This is a genomic window from Staphylococcus sp. HMSC068C09, assembly GCF_001813735.1.
Lineage (GTDB): Bacteria > Bacillota > Bacilli > Staphylococcales > Staphylococcaceae > Staphylococcus > Staphylococcus hominis.
The window spans coordinates 2015-22338 of the sequence record NZ_KV813774.1 but is presented as its reverse complement, the minus strand read 5'-3'; the positions used below and the strand labels follow the sequence as shown (position 1 = coordinate 22338).

At 30.7% G+C, this 20324-nt stretch carries 17 protein-coding genes; 2 read left to right on the top strand and 15 right to left on the bottom strand.

What is annotated here, in order from left to right:
- Positions 1-220 precede the first annotated feature (220 nt).
- The 7 genes from HMPREF2930_RS09525 to HMPREF2930_RS09495 form a co-directional block, all read right to left on the bottom strand.
- The gene (locus HMPREF2930_RS09525; protein WP_002449680.1) at positions 221-718 is read right to left on the bottom strand and encodes a DUF948 domain-containing protein; all 498 of its coding nucleotides are present in this window, start codon (positions 716-718) and stop codon (positions 221-223) included.
- A 77-nt stretch (positions 719-795) separates the two neighbouring features.
- Positions 796-2109, bottom strand: a complete 1314-nt coding sequence (murC, locus tag HMPREF2930_RS09520; protein WP_017176341.1) for a UDP-N-acetylmuramate--L-alanine ligase — start codon at positions 2107-2109, stop codon at positions 796-798.
- Positions 2110-2130: 21 nt separating this feature from the next.
- Complete coding sequence (locus HMPREF2930_RS09515) at positions 2131-5691, bottom strand: DNA translocase FtsK (protein ID WP_037541143.1); 3561 nt, start codon at positions 5689-5691, stop codon at positions 2131-2133.
- A gap of 24 nt (positions 5692-5715) precedes the next feature.
- Positions 5716-6312, bottom strand: coding sequence for a YtpR family tRNA-binding protein (ytpR, locus tag HMPREF2930_RS09510; RefSeq protein WP_017176343.1), 597 nt, complete (start codon positions 6310-6312; stop codon positions 5716-5718).
- Between the two features lie 28 nt (positions 6313-6340).
- Positions 6341-7195 carry a DUF1444 domain-containing protein gene (locus HMPREF2930_RS09505; protein WP_017176344.1) on the bottom strand — a complete coding sequence of 285 codons (855 nt, stop codon included), beginning with the start codon at positions 7193-7195 and terminating at the stop codon, positions 6341-6343.
- A gap of 116 nt (positions 7196-7311) precedes the next feature.
- Positions 7312-7623, bottom strand: coding sequence for a thioredoxin family protein (locus tag HMPREF2930_RS09500; RefSeq protein WP_002449688.1), 312 nt, complete (start codon positions 7621-7623; stop codon positions 7312-7314).
- Between the two features lies 1 nt (position 7624).
- The gene (locus HMPREF2930_RS09495) at positions 7625-8707 is read right to left on the bottom strand and encodes a M42 family metallopeptidase (RefSeq protein ID WP_017176345.1); all 1083 of its coding nucleotides are present in this window, start codon (positions 8705-8707) and stop codon (positions 7625-7627) included.
- A 92-nt stretch (positions 8708-8799) separates the two neighbouring features.
- Here HMPREF2930_RS09495 and HMPREF2930_RS11900 point away from each other — a divergent pair, with 92 nt between their 5' ends.
- Positions 8800-9117, top strand: a complete 318-nt coding sequence (locus HMPREF2930_RS11900; protein ID WP_037541145.1) for a PepSY domain-containing protein — start codon at positions 8800-8802, stop codon at positions 9115-9117.
- 325 nt (positions 9118-9442) lie between these two features.
- Here the strand turns inward: HMPREF2930_RS11900 and trmB are convergent, their stop codons facing one another.
- From trmB to HMPREF2930_RS09455, 7 genes are all read right to left on the bottom strand, one after another.
- On the bottom strand, positions 9443-10084 hold the full coding sequence (gene trmB, locus HMPREF2930_RS09485; protein ID WP_002449690.1) for a tRNA (guanosine(46)-N7)-methyltransferase TrmB: 642 nt from the start codon (positions 10082-10084) through the stop codon (positions 9443-9445).
- Between the two features lie 13 nt (positions 10085-10097).
- A complete protein-coding gene (locus HMPREF2930_RS09480; RefSeq protein WP_002488010.1) occupies positions 10098-10889 on the bottom strand; it encodes a phosphotransferase family protein in 792 nt (263 codons plus the stop codon).
- 337 nt (positions 10890-11226) lie between these two features.
- The gene (dat, locus tag HMPREF2930_RS09475; RefSeq protein WP_002488018.1) at positions 11227-12078 is read right to left on the bottom strand and encodes a D-amino-acid transaminase; all 852 of its coding nucleotides are present in this window, start codon (positions 12076-12078) and stop codon (positions 11227-11229) included.
- Between the two features lie 3 nt (positions 12079-12081).
- Positions 12082-13491 (bottom strand): Cys-Gly-3M3SH dipeptidase, encoded by a 1410-nt coding sequence (pepV, locus tag HMPREF2930_RS09470; RefSeq protein WP_002488011.1) that lies wholly within the window; start codon positions 13489-13491, stop codon positions 12082-12084.
- 143 nt (positions 13492-13634) lie between these two features.
- Positions 13635-14066 (bottom strand): YtxH domain-containing protein, encoded by a 432-nt coding sequence (locus tag HMPREF2930_RS09465; protein ID WP_002488017.1) that lies wholly within the window; start codon positions 14064-14066, stop codon positions 13635-13637.
- 26 nt (positions 14067-14092) lie between these two features.
- Positions 14093-14779: a pseudouridine synthase gene (locus HMPREF2930_RS09460; protein ID WP_017176347.1), complete on the bottom strand. Its 687-nt coding sequence runs from the start codon at positions 14777-14779 to the stop codon at positions 14093-14095.
- Positions 14776-16413 carry a putative polysaccharide biosynthesis protein gene (locus HMPREF2930_RS09455; RefSeq protein ID WP_017176348.1) on the bottom strand — a complete coding sequence of 546 codons (1638 nt, stop codon included), beginning with the start codon at positions 16411-16413 and terminating at the stop codon, positions 14776-14778. Before HMPREF2930_RS09455 ends, HMPREF2930_RS09460 begins: the two co-directional genes overlap by 4 nt.
- A gap of 276 nt (positions 16414-16689) precedes the next feature.
- Between HMPREF2930_RS09455 and HMPREF2930_RS09450 the strand changes: the two genes are divergently transcribed.
- Positions 16690-17946: a BaiN/RdsA family NAD(P)/FAD-dependent oxidoreductase gene (locus HMPREF2930_RS09450; protein ID WP_017176349.1), complete on the top strand. Its 1257-nt coding sequence runs from the start codon at positions 16690-16692 to the stop codon at positions 17944-17946.
- A gap of 96 nt (positions 17947-18042) precedes the next feature.
- Here the strand turns inward: HMPREF2930_RS09450 and HMPREF2930_RS11595 are convergent.
- The coding region (locus tag HMPREF2930_RS11595; RefSeq protein ID WP_176743752.1) for a DUF1542 domain-containing protein at positions 18043-20324 on the bottom strand (2282 nt) is incomplete at its 5' end.

The following is a 20324-nucleotide window of genomic DNA, read 5'->3' as shown; positions in this document are numbered from 1 at the left end:
CCTGAGTTATTTGTTTCAAATGCATCTCTATCATAGTGTTTCGTCGCATTTGTATTCACGTCATCATTAGATTGATTTGCGCCACGACCATGTAAGTCATTGCCAGTGTTATTCGTTTCAAATGAGTCACGATTATATTTTTTACTCATGTTTATTCCTCCTATAAGAAATGCACTTAAACAAGTAAAAACCTCATTTAAGTGCATTTGATTGAATCATATTAAAAGTTTTTCTCAACATTTGTAGTGTAATTTTGATTTGCATCATTAGCTACAGAGTTAGCTCTGTAGTTTGCACTTCCTCTACGGTAGTGTCTATTTTGCCATTTGTCAGCAATTTCCATTGCAACATTTGACCATTGAACTACTTGAGAAATTTTATCTTCATTTTGAGAAATATTATGTGTGATTGAGTTAGTCACACGATCAACTGAGCTATTTAAAGTTTGAACTGAGTCGCCAATACCTTTAACGCCATCAACAACAGAGTTTAAACGTTCAACTTTACCTTGAATGTCTTCAGTTAAGCGATTAGCTTTATGAAGTAAATCAGTAGTTTCACGAGTAATACCTTGAACTTGACCTTCAACACCATCAAGTGTTTTAGCCACATGATCTAAATTTTTCTTAACTGAAATTAAAACTACAACAATTCCAATACATAAAATTAAGAATGCGATTGCAGCAATAATTCCAGCAATTGGTAAAATCCAATGCATAAAAAACGCCTCCTAAATATTCTTTTAAAATAAAAGTCATTAATTATAAATACCCATAATAATTATATATAAACATATTAGAATTCTTTTGACATACCAATTTTTTCTTCATAAGCACGTTGAATTTTTTGAATATCTCCGGCACCCATAAATAGAATAACAGCATTATCAAATTTTTCTAATACATCAATACTATTTTCATCGATTAACGCAGATCCGTCAATACGATTTATTAAATCTTGGATAGTTAATTCTCCAGTATTTTCACGTATTGAACCAAAAATTTCACATAAAAATACGTGGTCTGCTTTACTTAATGCATCAGCAAATTCATCTAAGAAAGCTTGAGTTCTTGAAAACGTATGAGGTTGGAATACTGCAACGACATCTTTATTTGGATATTTTTTTCGTGCTGTTTCAATTGTAGCACTAATTTCTCTTGGATGGTGAGCATAATCGTCTACTAATACTTGTTTTGAAACAAAAGTTTCATTAAAGCGACGTTTTACACCACCAAATGTTTCTAAAGCTTCTTTAATATTATTAACATCCATTTTTTCAAGATAACTAATTGTAATGACTGCTAAGGCATTTTGAATATTATGATTACCATATTGTGGTGTTAAAAAGTGATCATAGTATTCTCCATTAATATACACATCAAACTGAGTACCATTTTCAGTTATTTGTATATTATCTGCATATACATCATCGTTTTTACTAAGACCATAATAATAAATAGGTACATCTGCTTTTAAATTTCTTAAATGTTCATCATCTCCCCAAGCAATAATAGCTTTTTTTACATTATTTGCCATTTCTTGGAAAGCACTAGCAACATCGTCGATATTTTTAAAATAATCAGGATGGTCATAATCAATATTTGTCATAATTGCATAATCTGGGTGATAGCTTAAAAAGTGACGTCTATATTCACACGCTTCAAATGCAAAATAATCACTACCTGGTAAACCCATTCCTGTACCATCACCAATTAAGAATGATGTTTTCTTGTCTCCATTCATAACGTGAGATAATAAACCAGTTGTAGACGTTTTACCATGAGCACCTGTAACTGCTACCGATGTATATTGATTAATGACTTGACCAAGAAAATCATGATATCTAATCACATCCAACTTTAATTCATGTGCTCTAACAATTTCTTCATGTGTATCAGGAAATGCATTACCTTGAATAACTACCATTCCTTCATGTATATTATCTACACTAAATGGTAAAATTTTAATCCCTTTATTTTTAAGTGCTCCTTCTGTAAATACATATTTTTCAATATCTGAACCTTGAACTTCATGTCCTAAATCGTGCATAATTTGTGCTAATGAACTCATTCCTGCACCTTTAATTCCGACAAAATGATAATGCGTCATATCCATAAAACTCCTTTAAAATTAATCTTTCTTTAAATCTGCCTCAGTAATAAATACATCTCTTGGTTTAGAGCCGTTTGCTCCAGATATATAATCTAGTTGTTCTAATTGATCGACGATTCTTGCTGCACGATTATAACCAATTTGGAAATGTCGTTGGATTAATGAAGTAGATATATGTCCTTCTTTGACCATAAAACTACAAACATCATCAAATAATTCATCTCGTGCTTGAGTTTGAGTCTTTTTCAACAATTCTTTTTCTTCAAATAAATATTCTGGTTCTCTTTGTGCTTTGATGAAATCAACGACATCATCAATTTCTTCATCAGATACAAATGTACCTTGTACACGTATAGGTTTATTCATACCACTACCTAAATATAGCATATCACCGTACCCTAATAGTCTTTCAGCGCCTCCACTATCAATAATAGTTCTAGAGTCCACGCTTGAAGACACCATAAATGCAATACGGGTTGGTATATTAGCTTTAATAAGTCCAGTAATAACATTAACTGAAGGTCTTTGTGTCGCTACTAACATATGAATTCCACAAGCTCTCGCTTTTTGAGCAATTCTAGCAATAGATTGTTCTACTTCTTGTGGAGCCATCATCATTAAATCTGCTAATTCATCAATAACAATGACTATCTTAGGCATACGTTGTTCGTAAGACGCTTTTTTATTGAAAGCAGTAATATTGCGTACGTGATATTTTGCAAACAGTTTATAACGTCTTTCCATCTCTTCAACAGCCCACTTTAAACTTTGAGTAGCTGCTTTAACATCTGTAATAACTGGTGAAACAAGATGTGGTAAGTCATTATATGGCGCTAATTCAACCATTTTTGGATCAATCAATAATAATCTCAACTCTTCTGGATGATTTTTATATAATAATGACATTAATATACTGTTAATACATACAGATTTACCTGAACCTGTCGCTCCAGCTATTAAAGCATGAGGCGTTTTAGCAATATCCATTAATAATGGCTCATTATTAATCCGATTACCCATAGCTACTGTTAATTTAGATTCAGTATCTTTAAACTTAGGTGATTCTAAGATTGATTTTAAACTTACTTTTGAAGAATTTTGATTTGGTACTTCAATACCTACCAAGCTTGTACCTGGAATAGGTGCTTCAATTCTTATATCTTTAGCGGCCAGTGCCATCTTTAAATCATCTTGCAAAGCAGTAATTCTCGAAACTTTCACACCTTTTTCAACAGCTAACTCAAATCGTGTTACACTTGGACCTACAGTCACATTTTGAACTTCTGCAGGAACATTAAAGTAATAAAACGCATCATTTAATTCTTGTTTTTTCTCTTCAATCCATGAGTTATCAATTTGATGAATTTCCGGATCTTCTAATAATTCAAGACTTGGTAATTTAATATTAGGACCTTTTCTAATCGCAGCTTTACTTTCGTGTTGCTCGTTTTCATCTTGATCTTCATTCTGAGTATTTAATGTCATAGATATGGCTTGTGTATTTTCATTTTGTACATTTGAAAGTTCACTCGTTTCATCTTCTTGATTATCTTGAAGTGATTGTTCATTAATATTCTTTTTAATATGCTCTTCATGATTATTAGTCGCTTTTACTGATGGACTTGAACTTGGTGTACTAACTGATTTATTTTCCAATTTTGTCTCTGGTTTTAATTCTGGAACGCTAACTTTATTAGTTTTTTTGAATTTTTTAGCATCCATCAAACGTTTTTTGTCAGATGGCGTCATTACAACGTTAAAAGGTTTACTACCCGGAATGATTGAGGATTTAATAGATGATGAAACATCCTCATTTTCAACGATTTGTTTGTTATCATCTTCTAATTTTTCATCTTCAGTGTTAGATGATGAGTCATGAACTGAATCATTGTTATGTTCAATTTGTTCAGAAGCATACTCAGTATCTGTCTCAATTGCATTATCAATTGAATGGTCAATGTCATCATCGTTATGATTTGATTGTTTAGTTACCTCTTCATTCGAAGAAGCGTTCATCTCATGATACTTTGCTTCCTCTACTTCTTCTTTTGAAGTATAATTATTGTCTTGCAATTCATTAACTTTACTTAAATGAGCATCTTCATTTTTATTAAGATGATGCTGTTTGTCTTTAGTTGAATGTATAGGTGATACGTTAAGATTATCGTCTGACAATGGCTCATCATTATGTTCGTCTGTAGATGTCGTATCATTAACTTCTCGTACTTCTACATCTTTATCATTAACAGTTTGAATATTTGGGACAGATTTCAAATCAATTTCTTCATATTGATACTGCTCATCATCGTCATCATAATTAGATGTATTTGAATCAGTTTGAGTCCCTTCATCAATCACATGATTATTCATCGTATTCTCATTTGAGTCTTCCATTTTATCAGTACTATCTTCTGTATATGTCGTTCTCTCTTCATCATTATTTTCTTCATGATCTAGAGAACTCTCTCCAGTGTACTGCTTAGCTTGATTTGCATACATTTCATCAATGACTTTTTGGATTTCGTTATCATTATCCGCTGATTGTTGACGCTTATTCTGTAAAGCTTCTTTAAACTTACGTTTTTGTTGTGCTTTTTTTTCTCTTTCACGTCTAATTTCTTCTACTATTTGTGACGCATAAATATTCTCAATATTCACCGTATTATCTTTTTGAGAAAAATTAGGAACGTTACTTTTTGAAGATGTAGTTTCATAAATATTAGAATTTTGATCATTAATAATTGAAACATCAGTATCTTCATACTTAGTTTGACTCAACGGTTCATTTTTAGACTTGCTTATATTTGTTTTTACATCATTATCAGATACTCGTTGTGCTGTTTGATCTTGTTTTGAATTATGTTTCTCGTCATTATGATTATCGTCATTCTCATTCTCTTTTAGTGGAGGGATAACACCGTTTTCAATTGGTCGGCGTTTTTTTGTACCAAATACTGCAGACGGTACTTCTGAAGTTCTAAAACTTGAATGGTGATATGTAGAATTCGATGTCGTTTTATAGTTTGCTTTAAAACGCTCCGATTGTAATTTCACATGAGAATGATTATTTGTATGCTTATGATATTGAGAAGTCGTTTTTCTATTATTTTTATCATTTAATTGTGTACTATTCAACGACTTATTACGTTTATTAGAAGGTCTTTCTTTAATTGAAGGCACTCCAGTATCATCATGATTTGTATACTGTCTTCTTCTGCGTCTTCGAGTATCTGTTGCACTGTCATAAGTTTGAGGATAGTCATTATTATTATCTATTTCATCATAACTGTAAGCGCCATAACCAAATTCTTTATCAACTTTAGGTGATTTCTGCGACATATATTCATCTTCATCAACTTCTCTGTAAACCGCTTCATCATATGTTTCAGCATCTTGCCCTAAATCAATAGGAAAACGAAATTTTCCACGCGGACGATCATAGATATCATCATTTTCAGGAAGTAAGGTATGCTCACCATTCTTTTGTGTTTCTGAGTTATGTCGACGTTTATTTTTTCGTCTTAGTAATTCTTCATCAGAATGTTTATCATTGCCAAATAATTCATCAAACCAACTCATACTTCCACATCCTTCCTAGTTTTTTTAATCAAAAAATGCATTGCCTACTTTATAATCATCAGACAATACCATGATTCCTTTTTCTTGAGGTGCATTAGGCAAGTTCAATTCTCTCATTGAACAAATCATACCACTTGATGCAACACCACGTAATTCAGCATCTTTAATTACCATTCCACTTGGCATAACTGCACCGACTTTAGCTACGACAACTTTTTGACCTGCTTCTACATTTGGCGCACCGCACACGATTTGTAGTTTTTCACTACCAACATCAACTTTCAAAATACTTAATTTATCTGCATCAGGATGCTTTTCTTTAGTTTCTACATAGCCTACAACAAATTTAGGTGATAAATCCGCTTCAAGTTGATAATCAAAACCTGCATTTGTAATTGATTGTTGTATAGCTTCTACAAGCGTTTCATTTAATTTAATATGACCCTTACTATTAACTGAATATACTTTTGAAAAATCGAAAATATTAAATCCAACAATTTGATTTTCATGTTTAATAGCAACCACATTATTTTTTATTTCATATTCAAAAGGCCCATCTGTTGGTTCAATTTGTAAAAATGCAACGTCCCCTACGCCTTCTTTATTATAAAATAAATTCATTTAAATTCTCCTTTTTACGTATTATTAGTTATTTTTTATTAAATTTTTTACGATTCGCTTCTAAACGTTGAATAACGTTTGGATCTCTTTTTTGTTTATTATTTTTTCCTAAAATAAAAATCGGCTCTAAATGTTCTTTTTTATAACCAAATGAAAGTGACGTTATAGGTACAAGTCCCTTAGTAAAAAATTCCATCGTCAAGTGTGCCATAACATCATAGCCTGTTTTATTGCGTATATCAGCAATAATTAATACATCTTGATGAGGAACAGCGACTAACATTTCACCTTCACATTGAGCTTCAATGTCATTTAAAAACTTTGTATTTAAAATACGACTCGCATCATATCCGTCATTTGAATTGATAAAATAAAAAATATTTCCTTTTACTTCATCTGTTTTATATTTATTCTCAAGTTTACGTATATTAAACAACGACATTTCTTTAATTTGTTGTGAAGTTAAACCTAGTGTTTTTAACATACTTTCATCAATTAATCGGTACGATTTTCCTAAATCAAGTGCATAATAAATATTAGTTTCTGCAGTATGTTCTTCAATAACAAATTGATGACCTTCTTTAGTTTTTTTATCAAAACTAGTTGATCTTATTACAGGCATAACTTGAATATCTTTCATTTTAGATAGACCATTATCATCCATTTGTGCAATTGCCTCTTCAACATAATAGATAATTTCATCAATGATTTTCTCTTTTTGTTCTTCATACTTCGCTACAACTGCATTAAGTTTGATAGTTACGCCTTTAAAATTATCTCGTCTATATATACGTAATGTTTCTTCTTCACGATCAAACTTAAAATCAACGTCTAAATGTTTTAAACGTTGTTTTAATGTATCTCTCATTTGAAAGACGTTCATATTAAAACACTCCTATTTTCGCACCTTACAATATTTTACAATAAAAAGAGCTCCAGTTACAGAAAAATTAGGCTATTCTTTCATATAAATAAGAAGTTTAAGTCCTAATTACTCATTTACACATATTGACTTAAAAATGAATCTATTTGTTCGATTGATTTTCGTTCTTTTCCAATATAACTTCCCATTAATTCACCATTTTTATATACGAGAAAACTTGGAATACCCATGATATCATTTTCAATTGCTAAATCTATAAATTTATCTCGATCTACTGATACAAATTTAAAATTAGAGTATTTTTTTTCTAATTTCGGTAAATCTGGTTCAATCACTTTACAATCTGGACACCATCCAGCTGTAAATTCAAATACCGTTTGTTCATTTTTTAATTCTTCAAATTGTTTTTCAGTTTCTAATGTAATCATATTATTTCTCCTCACTTTGAAATTGTAATGTTAAAATGTTTTCATTTGTTAAGTGACTCACAGCTTGTTTTAATAATTCACGCGCGGCATAATAGTCTCTAATATCAAATACCGCATCTGTACTATGAATATATCTTGCACATACGCCTATAACTGCTGTAGGTACACCTTTATTTGCTTTATGGATTTCTCCCCCATCTGTACCACCTGGTGAAATATAGTATTGTGAACGAATATCAAATGTATCAACTAACTCCAGTAGATAGTCTCTGAAACGTGGAGAGAGAATCATTGTACCATCTTTAATTCGAATTAATGTTCCTTCACCTAATTGACCAGATAATTGCTGTTTACCTTTAATATCATTTGCAGGAGAACAATCTACAACGAATGCTATGTCTGGCTGTATTAATTCAGTTGATGCTTTTGCACCTCTTAATCCAACTTCTTCTTGAACATTTGCACCCACATATAAATCTACATCTAATTCTACATCTTTGAGTAATTCTAATATTTCAATTGCTAAGACACAACCGTAACGATTATCCCATGCCTTAGCACTATATCGATGTTCAGATAATTGAGTGAATGGTGTAAAAGGAACAATTGTGTCCCCTATTTCTATTCCACGTGATCGAACTTCTTTATCACTTTCTGCTCCTATATCTAACATTAAATCTTTAATCTCAGGAACCGCTTCATTACCTGTTCTAAAATGTTTTGGTATATTCGAAACTACACCTACAATTTTTTCACCTTTTCTATTTTTAACCTGCAGTCGTTGTCCTTGCCATATATCATTAGATACGCCGCCTAAATTAGTAAACTGTAACATGCCATTTTGAGTGATGTTCGTAATCATAAAGCCAATTTCGTCCATATGAGCCGCTATCATCACACGCTTTGCATTTTGTTTTTTTGATTTTTTTACACCAAAAATACTTCCCATATGAGTTGTTATCACTTCATCTACAAATGGTGTCATTTCTTGTTTCATGTAGTCACGTACTTCTTCTTCAAAGCCTGGTGCTCCATGTAATTCTGTTAATGTTTTTATACGAAATAAAGTTTTATCGTTTTCCATTACATAAACACGCTCCTTAAATGTATTATATCATTTTGATTATGGTAAACTAATAATAAGAACTATTAATAGAAAGGTTAGATTCGATAATTATGACTTGTCAGACTATAAAATATATCTCCATTCCCATCGTAATAACTATAGGAGCATCTACGGCTTTTATACTCTATCGTACATTGAAAAACAAAAAAGTAAAAAATCCGGATAGAATATTAGAGGAAGTAAAATCATATTTTATGGATATTAAAGGTTCTTACATTCTTCATGAACCTTTACAAAATAAAGAGCAATATTTAAATCGTCTTGTTTATCAAGGTGGTATTACTCAAAATAAAAACAACCGTGATATAGAGTATACTTTCTATGCTGATGCACACACAGGTGAAATACTTACTATTGAAGAAAATTAATATTATTTTTTGATATTTAAAAAATATTTTAATACTTTTTTCACTTCATATTTATATTTTAAATTACATTTGTTTGATGTTTTTATTAATTTTTTATCATTTTCGAACTTAACAGTAAAGTAACGATTACTATGATAATACAAAAATCAATAATCATTTTAGATGAAATATGGACTAAATTTTTTCTTTTTCTCTTATATATTGCATGGATGTTTATCATATGTACTTATATTTATCATAAAGAGCAATAAATGATAAAACAACACACGAGCGTAAGAATGTATTTGCTTCTTACGCTCGTGTGTTGGATTTAATATATTATTTATTAATTTTTATGAAATTTGGCTTCCATTCTATAAATACGGGAACCTTTATCAGAAAATTTTTTCTCATATTCAGTTAATATATTATCTTCATCATCTTCATCATGAAGATTTAAATTTAACTTTGTAAAATACATTCCATATTGTGACATGCTTTCAAGACTATAAGCAAATAAACCTCTATTATCTGTTTTAAAGTGTATTTCTCCATCTTCTTTAAGAATTTGTTCATATAGAGCTAAAAAAGTGCGATACGTTAAACGACGTTTTGCATGTCTTTTTTTTGGCCAAGGATCCGAGAAATTTAAATAAATTCTAGATACTTCATTCTCTTTAAAGTACTCATTTAGTTCAATTGCATCATTGCAAATCATTTTTAAATTTGTGAGTCCTTTATCCTTTACTTTATCAAGCACTTTATACATAACGCTTTTTTCACGTTCTAAAGAAACAAAATTAATTTCAGGATGTTGCTCTGCAAGTGTAGTTATAAATTGCCCCATTCCTGAACCGATTTCAATATAGATTGGCTGTTTCTTATCAAACCAATCACTCATTTTGCCAGCATGCGAACCATCCATGTCTACTAGGTCAGGATGTTCTTTCAAATAATCTTCTGCCCATGGTTTATAACGGACTCTCATGTATTAAATCTCCTTAAATAAATAAATTACTATTCATTACCTCATTTAAAAATTTGAGCCATGTGTTCATATCTTTAAATCTTTTTTGTTCTTCATACCATTGAATCATGCCGATTGATTGAATCACAGTATACCATTTCATACGTTTATTTAAGTCCATACTTTCTTTAACACCATAAGTATTGAACCAGTTAGACCATTGTTGTTTTGGAACGTAGTTGTATAGCAGCATACCAATATCGATGGCTGGATCAGCAATCATTGCACCTTCCCAATCTACTAAAAATAACTCATCACGATCAGAAAGTAACCAGTTATTATGATTAACATCACCATGAACTACTGTAAAGAAACGTGAATCTAAATTAGGAATATGATCTTCCAAGTAAGTTAATGCTTTTCGAATAATATGATGGGTTAATACGTCTCTAGATAAAGAAGCATTAATTTTCTTTAACATAATATTTGGGGTAATAGGCTCCATTTCCATACGTTTTAACATATTAAGTAGTGGTTTTGAACCATGTATTTTTTTGAGAAGTTCAGCAACTCTTCTTTGAGACATTTCAGATGGTGTAAGTTCTCTACCATTTTTCCAATGTTGTGCTGTTACCACTTCGCCTGTTTCAATACGTTTTGTCCAAACTAACTTAGGCACAATACCTTCTGCAGATAAAGCTGCAATAAATGGATTTGAGTTACGCTTAAGAAATAATTTTTGTCCATCTTGTTCAGCCATATACGCTTCTCCAGATGCTCCACCTGCAGAATCAAGCGTCCACCCTAATTGATAAAACTGCTCCAACTCGTTCACCTCACTTTCAACTAGAAAATGGCTCGAGAAATATAGTTTTTCAAGAGCCATATATCTAATTTAATCATCGCTTTTTATCTAACGATTATATTTCTAACTTTGTTTTTGTTATATTGATAAAATTATTATTTAAATGTCTTCAAATCATTTAAATTTTTTACGTTATCTCTTTAATCACTCAATGATGATTTTATAATTTTTAGCTTAATTTTTCAACTGAAAATGAGAAACAAAATGATACATTTTACTAGTATGAAAAAGCTAAAATCCCGAATGCTTTATAAATATTATAACATATCATATACATCATCGTTGAAGAAATTTAAAGTTAATTGATACTTTTTGATTCAATATACTTTTCGAATCCTTCTTGTAATTTTTTAGTAATTGGACCTACTTTACCATCATTTACAATTTCGCCATCAATCTTAACGACAGGTGTTACTTCAGCAGAAGTACTAGACACAATGACTTCATCTGCATTTTTTAAGAAATCAACTGTAAATGTTTCTTCATTAAATGGTATGTTGTCATCTTCAGCAACCCATTTAATTACTTTTCGAGTAATACCATTTAAAATGTAATTATTAACGGGATGTGTATAGATTTCGCCATCTTTAATCGCATACACATTACTTGACGCACCTTCAGTAACAGTTTCATCTCTATGTTGAATGGCTTCTGTTGCATTATATTTAACTGCATATTCTTTAGCAAGAACATTTCCTAATAAATTTAAACTTTTAATGTCACAACGTAACCATCTAATATCTTCAACTGTTACAGCATTAATGCCATTTTCAAAGTCGTCGTATGGACGATCATAACTTTTAGCAAATGCCATAATAGCAGGTTTAACTTCTGGAGTTGGGAAAGAATGGTTTCTTGGTGCTACACCTCTTGTCGCTTGAATATAAATTCCACCATTTTGAATGTCATTGATTTTTAAAAGTTGTCTTACAATATCTGTTAGCTCCTCGACAGTATAGCCTAAATCGATTTGAATTTCACTCGCACTTCTAAGGAACCTTTCAAAGTGTTCAGTTACTGTAAATAATTTACCGTTGTATGCACGAATATATTCATATATACCATCTCCAAATACATAACCTCGGTCTTCATAAGACACTTTTGCGTCTTCTTGATTTAAAAATTCTCCGTTAATAAATACTTTTGTCATTATTTATCCCTCCACACATAGTGAATAAATTGCTTCTAAATAGATACTTGTTGCGTTGAATAATTGTTTTTTAGTAATATATTCATTCTTTTGATGCATTAAATCCTCTGAATCTTCAAACATAGCTCCAAATGCAACACCTTTGTCTAAATTACGTGCATAAGTGCCTCCACCAATTGTATAAGGTTCTGTCATATCACCTGTTTGATTTCTATAAGCAGTGACAAGTTTTTGTACAAATGGATCATTTTTATCTACGAAATGAGGTTGTTGAACTTTACCTAATTCTATTTCAAACCCTTGAGATTTGATTTCATTTTTAAAACGTTCTAAAGCAGTTTCAAATTCGAAGCCTTTAGGATAACGTAAATTGATACCAAATTTGCCACCTTTTTCTTTATCATACGTAATGATACCTACGTTTGCTGTCACGTCTCCCATAACATCAGTATGGAACTTCATACCCATTTTTTCACCAAAATGAGATTCATGTAAATAACGATTACTAAATTCAGCGAATTCTTTTGCAGCTTGATTAAGATTCAAAGTTGATAGGAAGTCAATAAGATATAAACCAGCATTCACACCAAGTGAAGGATCCATACCATGGACGGCTTTCCCTTCAACAGTTAATATCAATTCACCATTATCTACAACCGCTTCACCTTCTAGTTGACGTTGGTCTAGATAATGTTCGAAATGTTGAACTACGTCTGTCATATTTTTTTCAACCAAAATATGTGCTTTAGCATGATCAGGAACCATATTATAGCGTTGACCAGATTTAAATGAAAGAAGTTTTGCTTCTGAATGATCAGTATGATGTGAGCTTACATTTTGGACTAAATCAAATGTTGTAATTCCTTTTTCACCATGAATAGCAGGGAATTCAGCATCTGGTGCAAAACCTAAAGCAGGCATTTCTTCTGTTTTGAAATATCTTTCTGTACATTTCCAGTCAGATTCTTCATCTGTACCAATAATAATATGAATACGTTTTTTCCAATCTACATTCATTTCATTTAAAATTTTAACTGCATAGTAAGCTGCGATAGTTGGACCTTTATCATCAAGTGTACCTCTTGCCACAATAGCATCATCTGTTACAACAGGTTTAAATGGATCAGAATCCCAACCGTCTCCAGCAGGAACGACATCTACATGACATAAAATTCCCAATACATCTTCACCTTGACCTGCTTCAATTCTTCCAGCAATATGATCAACATCATGGGTAGAAAAACCATCTCTTTGAGCGATTTTATACATATAATCAAGAGCTTCACGAGGTCCAGGGCCAACTGGTGCTTCCTCTGAAGCTTGACTATCATCTCTCACACTCTTGATTGAAAGTAATCCATTTAAATCTTCAATAATTTGACTTTCATATTCTTGTACTTTTTCTTTCCACATTAGAGATCAACTTCCTTTTCAATAGATATACCTATTATTTTACATAAATCTAGTATTAAATGACAACAAGATGTCAGAAAATTTCATAGTACATATAAAAAAAGAAGTGAGAAAAAATTTTCTCACTTCTTTAAAATTTAAGTTTAATGTCTATCGTCTAAGGCATTATGATTGTTTTTCAAATCTTCTTCAGTGACTACTCTTAAATTATTATTAACAGTTGCGCCACCTTCATCATCAAATTTACCTTCTGCTAATTCATGTGTATCATTTTTTTTAGTATTCACATTAGTGAATTTAGATTTTTCATCTTGTAATAAAGATTTAGGATCATTTTTTAAACGATTTGCATAACCTTGTGGGTCATTCTTTACGTTTTGAATTGTTTCATTTGCTTTTGAGCTAATATCATTAACTAGCCCTTTCGCATTTTGTTTATAGCCTTCTGGATTTTCTTTATATTTATTATACTCAGCTTTTAATTTATTTCTGCTACTTTCACGTGATAATGCTACTGCAGCCGCTGCAGCACCAATTCCTGCCACAATTCTTAATAAACCTGCACTTTTAGCCATCATATTACCCCTTTTCTCTTTTATTACTATAAAAGTTTTAATTCTTCTGAAGTTAGTAAACGATACTCTCCAGATTTTAAGTTTTCATCTAACGTCAAATTAGAAATTTTAAGACGTTTTAATTCTAATACCTCATTATCAATTGAATGAAACATTCTTTTCACTTGATGATACTTTCCTTCATAAATAGTAACTAAAGATAATTTATGATCTAGTTTTTCAAGTTGTGCTGGTTTTACTTTGCCATCTGATAGTTCAATTCCATTTTTAAAAGCAATAATATCTTCGTTTTTAATAGGATATTTAGAGGTTACTTTATACGTTTTAGACACATGTTTAGATGGACTCATTAAATTATGGTTAAATTGTCCATCATTAGTAATAAGTAATAAACCTTCAGTATCTTTATCTAGTCTGCCTACTGGAAATATATCAAGATGACGGTAATCATCAATAAGATCTATCACTGTTTGATTTATATCATCATAAGTAGCAGAAACATATCCTTTGGGCTTATTTAACATAATATAAACATGATTAATATACTCTATTATTTTGCCATCTACAGTAATTTCATCTTGCTCAGGATTCACTTGGGATTTAGGCGATTTTTCCACTTTATCATTAACTTTGACACTATTTTTCTTTAAAAGCTGCTTTACCTCAGTACGCGTGCCAACTCCCATATTCGATAAAAATTTATCTAACCTCATCTTAAGAATCCAACTTTACGTCTAATCTTTGCTGGTAATTCACCAAGAAATTGATCAGCTAATCGATTTTTAATTGTGATACCGCCATACACTAATGCACCGATAATAACCCCAACAAATAATATAATCATTGCTCCAAATTTACGTTCTACAGGGACAAAATGACCTAAAATTAAGTAAACAATTTCTACACTAATCATCATAATTAAACTATAAATAAAAATTTTCGCTACTTGCACAAATGTTTCTGTAAATTCATATTTCGCATATATTTTTAAAATAAAGAAATTTGCTGTAATCGCAAAACTCAATGCAATAGCAGTACTTAAAATTGCTCCTGCAGTATGGAAAGTCATAATTAATGGAATATTAAGTGCTAACTTTAATACAACGGCTCCTAAAATGACAAACACTGTCAATTTTTGTTTGTCTATACCTTGTAACATCGAAGCAGTAACACTAAGTAAAGAAATTAATATTGCTACAGGGGCATAGATAAATAACATTTTGTTTCCATCTGGATTATATTGATAGAAAACTGTATATAAAGGTGCAGCCAGTGCCATTATCCCTAAACTTGCTGGAACTGTAATATACATTAATACACCGATTGATGTTTTAATTTGACGATGCATTTCAGTTAAACGACCTTCTGCATATGTTTTAGTAATATATGGTATTAAACTTACCGCAAAACCTGCTGCAAGTGATGTTGGAATCATTACAATTTTATTGGTTGTAAAGTTTAATATCGTAAAGAAATAATCTTTATTTGCATGGAATCCTGCTGCATCTAGTGCATTGTTATGTGTAAATTGATCAACAAGGTTAAATAATGGAAAGTTTAAACTAACAATTACAAACGGAATACTGTATGCAATAATTTCTTTATACATTCTTCCATAAGAAATGTCTAATCCTGTACGATCAGACTCTACCATTTTTTGAATGTGAGGTTTACGTTTTTTCCAGTAATACCAAAGAGTAAATAAACCTGCAATTGCTCCCACAGCGGCTGCGAATGTAGCTACACCATTAGCTTGTAGATATGTACCATGAAAAACATTTAAAACTAAATAACTACCTATTAATATAAATATAATTCTGGCTAATTGTTCAGTAACTTCAGATACAGCAGTTGGACCCATCGATTGATAACCTTGGAATACCCCTCTCCATGTTGCTAATAGTGGGATAAAAACCACTACTATACTGATGATACGAATAATCCAAGTAATCTCTGGTACTGTCCATCCACCTTTTCCTTCTTTTTGACCTAAAGTAATAACTGCAATATCAGGTGCTAAATAAAACAATATTAAAAATCCTATAATACCTGATATCGACATTACGATAAAACTCGATTTATAGAGTTTCTGTCCAACTCTATATGCTCCTATTGCATTATACTTTGCTACAAATTTTGAAGCTGCTAAAGGCACTCCAGCTGTCGCGACAGCAATAGCAATATTATAAGGAACATAAGCATAGTTAAATGGCGCTAACTTTTCCTCCGCATTTGCACCCATAATCGCATAAAAAGGAATTACAAATAAAACACCTAGAATTTTAGTAATTAAAATACTAAATGTTATTAAAAAGGTTCCGCGCACCATTTCCTTATTTTCACTCATATTCAATCTTCCTATCTTTAATTTAATCAAACTATGTCGTTATACATCTGTCTAAACTAAGGACTTGCATTACTATAAAATATATCACAAAATACTTATTGTTTCTCGTTTCTTTTTAAGTTTTTTTTGTCAATTATTCTCACTATTATTAAATAAAAATATTGTAAGTTTTTTATTTATGTATTTAATACACTTTTTAACGCAAAATTCTACTTCGGTTCGCAAAATAATAAGTATTTATGTAGAATATAAATGTATGATAACGGAGGTTAATATATGTATCAAACAATAATCATTGGCGGTGGACCAAGCGGATTAATGGCAGCAGTTGCTGCGAGTGAAAATAGTAGTAAGGTTCTATTAATCGAAAAGAAAAAAGGTCTTGGAAGAAAATTAAAAATTTCTGGTGGTGGTAGATGTAATGTGACTAATCGTCTACCTTATGAAGAAATCATCAAAAATATACCCGGAAACGGTAAATTTTTATATAGTCCATTTTCAAAATTTGATAACGAATCCATAATAGAATTTTTTGAAAGTCGTGGTATAAAATTAAAAGAAGAAGATCATGGAAGAATGTTTCCAGTTTCAAACAAATCACAAGATATTGTTGATACTTTAGTTAATACAATTAAGAATAACAACGTTGAAATTAAAGAAGAAACTGTTGTTAATGACATTTCTAAAAATGATCAATCTTTTATAGTAAAAACACAAGATGGCGAATTTGAATCAAAAACAGTTATTATTGCGACTGGTGGAACAAGCGTCCCCCAAACTGGATCCACAGGTGATGGCTACAGATTTGCTAAAAATTTAGGTCACACTATTACTGAATTATTCCCTACTGAAGTCCCTATTACATCTAGTGAATCTTTTATTAAGAATAAAACCCTTAAAGGCTTAAGTTTAAAAGATGTAGAATTATCAGTTTTAAAGAAAAATGGTAAAAAACGTATTAGTCATCAAATGGATATGATTTTTACACACTTTGGTGTAAGTGGACCAGCTGCATTACGTTGTAGCCAATTCGTTTATAAAGAACAAAAAAATCAGAAAAAACAAGACATACAATTACAGTTAGATGTATTTCCAGAGATTTCTTTACAAGATTTAGAAAATAAAATAAAGAAAATCTTAAGCGAAGAACCAGACAAATATATAAAAAATGCACTGCGTGGTTTAATAGAAGAAAGATATTTATTGTTTATGCTAGAACAGGCTAATATTAATGAAAATACAACATTTCATCATCTTTCAAATCAACAGTTGACTCACCTCGCAGAACATTTCAAACAATTCATTTTCACTGTTAATGGTACCCTTTCGATTGAAAGAGCCTTTGTTACTGGTGGTGGCGTTTCTCTTAAAGAAATATGGCCTAAAACAATGATGTCAAAAATTCAACCTGGCTTATTTTTATGTGGAGAAGTATTAGACATTCATGGTTATACAGGTGGCTACAATATTACAAGTGCTTTAGTTACCGGCCACGTCGCTGGAAACGAAGCTAGACAATTTATATATACTTAAAAATAAAAAACACTCCAAAAGTTAAGTAAAATTATAACTTTTGGAGTGTTTTTTATTTCATATTTTGAATACGAAGATAACTGAATTTATTTTTTATTATTTATCTTCTTTTTTTCTTCGTTTTAATAATAATAGCAGACCACTTAATAATGTGAACTCAGCTAAAGATAATAATGAGTTTTCATTTTCACCTGTATAAGGTAGAGTATTTAATTTTGAATGATTATTATTCACATTAAATTTATTATTAAAATTATTAAATGTAACTTTGTTGTCATTAACCAATCCAAAGTTATTTTCAAATTGCTTAACATTCACATGTTCAATCTCATTAATAGTCACTCTCGTTAATTCATTAATATCATTAGTAGTCACATTTTCAACTAATTTATTTAAGGCTTTCATAACATAAACATCAATTTGTTTATAAGCTTTATTTCTATTATATTCTGATATATTTGTTAATCCTTTAATATACGCTTTACGTTTATTTGCTACATCAAAAATTTGGGCTTTAGCTTTCAATTTTACTTTGTCGATTAGAACTATTTTATTAAATTCTTGAAGATAATGTATTTTTATATTATCAACTTGTTTATTAGTTTGAGCTTGGTTTACTTTTTCTTCTGCTTTTTTATATGATTCATCAAGTTTTTGTTTTATGAATAGTTTTTCATCTATTGTAAATGTTTGATCAGATGATACTTTATCTTTTAATTTTTGTAATTCCACTTCTAATTTAGATAAAGCATCTGCTTTTTTAATAACTTCAACTTGAATACTATTAATTGATTGTTTACCTTGCTCTGTAGTCTGATCGACATCTGAGTTAGTATTGGCACCTTCGAGCAGTTTTTTAGCTCTCATTACTGCCTCTTCTACTTTTTGTTTTGCTGCATCCTTTTCTTCTTTTGTTGCGTTTGGTGTTTGATCAATTTCTGCTTTCTTTTGTTTAGCTAATTCGTCGATAGTTTGTTTAGCTACAGATTTTTTAACTATTTCTGGTTGGATTTCATCAATAGCATGTTTACCACTTTCTTTGGCTATTTCAACATCAGAATTAGTCGTAGATTGAGCAATATTATTCTTTGCTTTTATAACTTCTTCATCTACTTTTTGTCTAGCCACATCCTTTTCTTCTTTTGTTGCATTGTGATTATTCTCAATTTCTGCTTTTTTAATTGTTGCTTCATCATCTATCGCTTGTCTAGCTAAAGATTTTTGTATTGTCTCTGGTTGAATATTAGATATAATTGAAATTCCAATTTGAGTTGATTGATCTACTGTATCATTCGTTGTAGATTGATCAACATTATGTTTCGCTTTTGTTGCTGCTTCATCTACTTTACGTTTTGTCATTTCTTTTTCTTCATTCGTTGCTTCATGATTACTATCAATTTCTGCTTTTTTTGCTGTTACTTCATCATCTATAGATTTTTTGGCTTGTGTTTTTTTCAAAGCTACCGCATTAATGTTATTTATTGCACTTATACCATTAATTTGTGCATGATCTACATTGGAATTATTTATTGATTGATCAACATTTCTTTTAGCTTTATTAACCTCATCATCAATTTTTTGTTTAGCTATGTCTTTTTCTTCTTTTGTTGTCGAATTATCTTGATCAATTAGATTTTTTCTAAGAGTTGCTGCTTCATCTATCGCTTTTCTTGCTTCAGCTTTTTTAACTACTTCTGGTTGTATATTTTCAATAGTATTTTTACCAGTTGTTTTAGCATTATTCACACCGTCATTTGTTGTAGCTTGATTTATATTATTTTTCGCTTTTATAACTTCTTCATCAACTTTTTGTTTTGCTGCTTCTTTTTCTTCTTCAGTTGCATCTAGCATTTGATTAATTTTTTCTTTTTTTACTTTTGCTACTTCATCAATTGCTTGTCTTGCTAAAGATTTTTTAACCACTTCTGGTTGTATATTATTGATCTCTGTATTTCCTGTTGTTTTTGCTTGATCCACTGCATCATTTGTTGTAGCTTGATCAATATTATCTTTTGCTTTTGTAGCTTCTTCATCTACTTTTTGTTTTGCTACTTCTTTTTCTTCTTCAGTTGCATCTGGTGTTTGATCTATAATTTTTTTCTTAGCAATTGCAGATTGGTCAATTTCATGTTTTGCCTCTACTTTTTTTATAATTTCAAGTTGGATTGTATTAATAACATTTATCCCTTTTGTTTTCGCGTTATCAACTCCATCATCATTTTCTGCTTCGTTGATATGAGTTTTAGCTTCTGTTAACGCTTGATCCACTTTACTTTTCGCTGCTTCTTTTTCTTCTTCAGTTGCTTCTTGCGTTAAATCAATAGTTGCTTTTTTAAGTTTAGCTAAATCATCAATTGCTTGTCTTGCTTCTGATTTTT

Bases quoted from the DNA above. Each gene is read 5' to 3' on its own strand.
- HMPREF2930_RS09525 (WP_002449680.1), bottom strand. From the start codon at position 718: ATGCATTGGATTTTACCAATTGCTGGAATTATTGCTGCAATCGCATTC.
- HMPREF2930_RS09500 (WP_002449688.1), bottom strand. From the start codon at position 7,623: ATGATTACATTAGAAACTGAAAAACAATTTGAAGAATTAAAAAATGAA.
- HMPREF2930_RS09450 (WP_017176349.1), top strand. From the start codon at position 16,690: ATGTATCAAACAATAATCATTGGCGGTGGACCAAGCGGATTAATGGCA.
- dat (WP_002488018.1), bottom strand. From the start codon at position 12,078: ATGACAAAAGTATTTATTAACGGAGAATTTTTAAATCAAGAAGACGCA.
- murC (WP_017176341.1), bottom strand. From the start codon at position 2,109: ATGACGCATTATCATTTTGTCGGAATTAAAGGTGCAGGAATGAGTTCA.
- HMPREF2930_RS09465 (WP_002488017.1), bottom strand. From the start codon at position 14,066: ATGGCTAAAAGTGCAGGTTTATTAAGAATTGTGGCAGGAATTGGTGCT.
- ytpR (WP_017176343.1), bottom strand. From the start codon at position 6,312: ATGAATTTATTTTATAATAAAGAAGGCGTAGGGGACGTTGCATTTTTA.
- trmB (WP_002449690.1), bottom strand. From the start codon at position 10,084: ATGAGAGTCCGTTATAAACCATGGGCAGAAGATTATTTGAAAGAACAT.
- pepV (WP_002488011.1), bottom strand. From the start codon at position 13,491: ATGTGGAAAGAAAAAGTACAAGAATATGAAAGTCAAATTATTGAAGAT.
- HMPREF2930_RS09460 (WP_017176347.1), bottom strand. From the start codon at position 14,779: ATGAGGTTAGATAAATTTTTATCGAATATGGGAGTTGGCACGCGTACT.
- HMPREF2930_RS09505 (WP_017176344.1), bottom strand. From the start codon at position 7,195: ATGAACGTCTTTCAAATGAGAGATACATTAAAACAACGTTTAAAACAT.
- HMPREF2930_RS09455 (WP_017176348.1), bottom strand. From the start codon at position 16,413: ATGAGTGAAAATAAGGAAATGGTGCGCGGAACCTTTTTAATAACATTT.
- HMPREF2930_RS09515 (WP_037541143.1), bottom strand. From the start codon at position 5,691: ATGAGTTGGTTTGATGAATTATTTGGCAATGATAAACATTCTGATGAA.
- HMPREF2930_RS09495 (WP_017176345.1), bottom strand. From the start codon at position 8,707: ATGGAAAACGATAAAACTTTATTTCGTATAAAAACATTAACAGAATTA.
- HMPREF2930_RS11900 (WP_037541145.1), top strand. From the start codon at position 8,800: ATGACTTGTCAGACTATAAAATATATCTCCATTCCCATCGTAATAACT.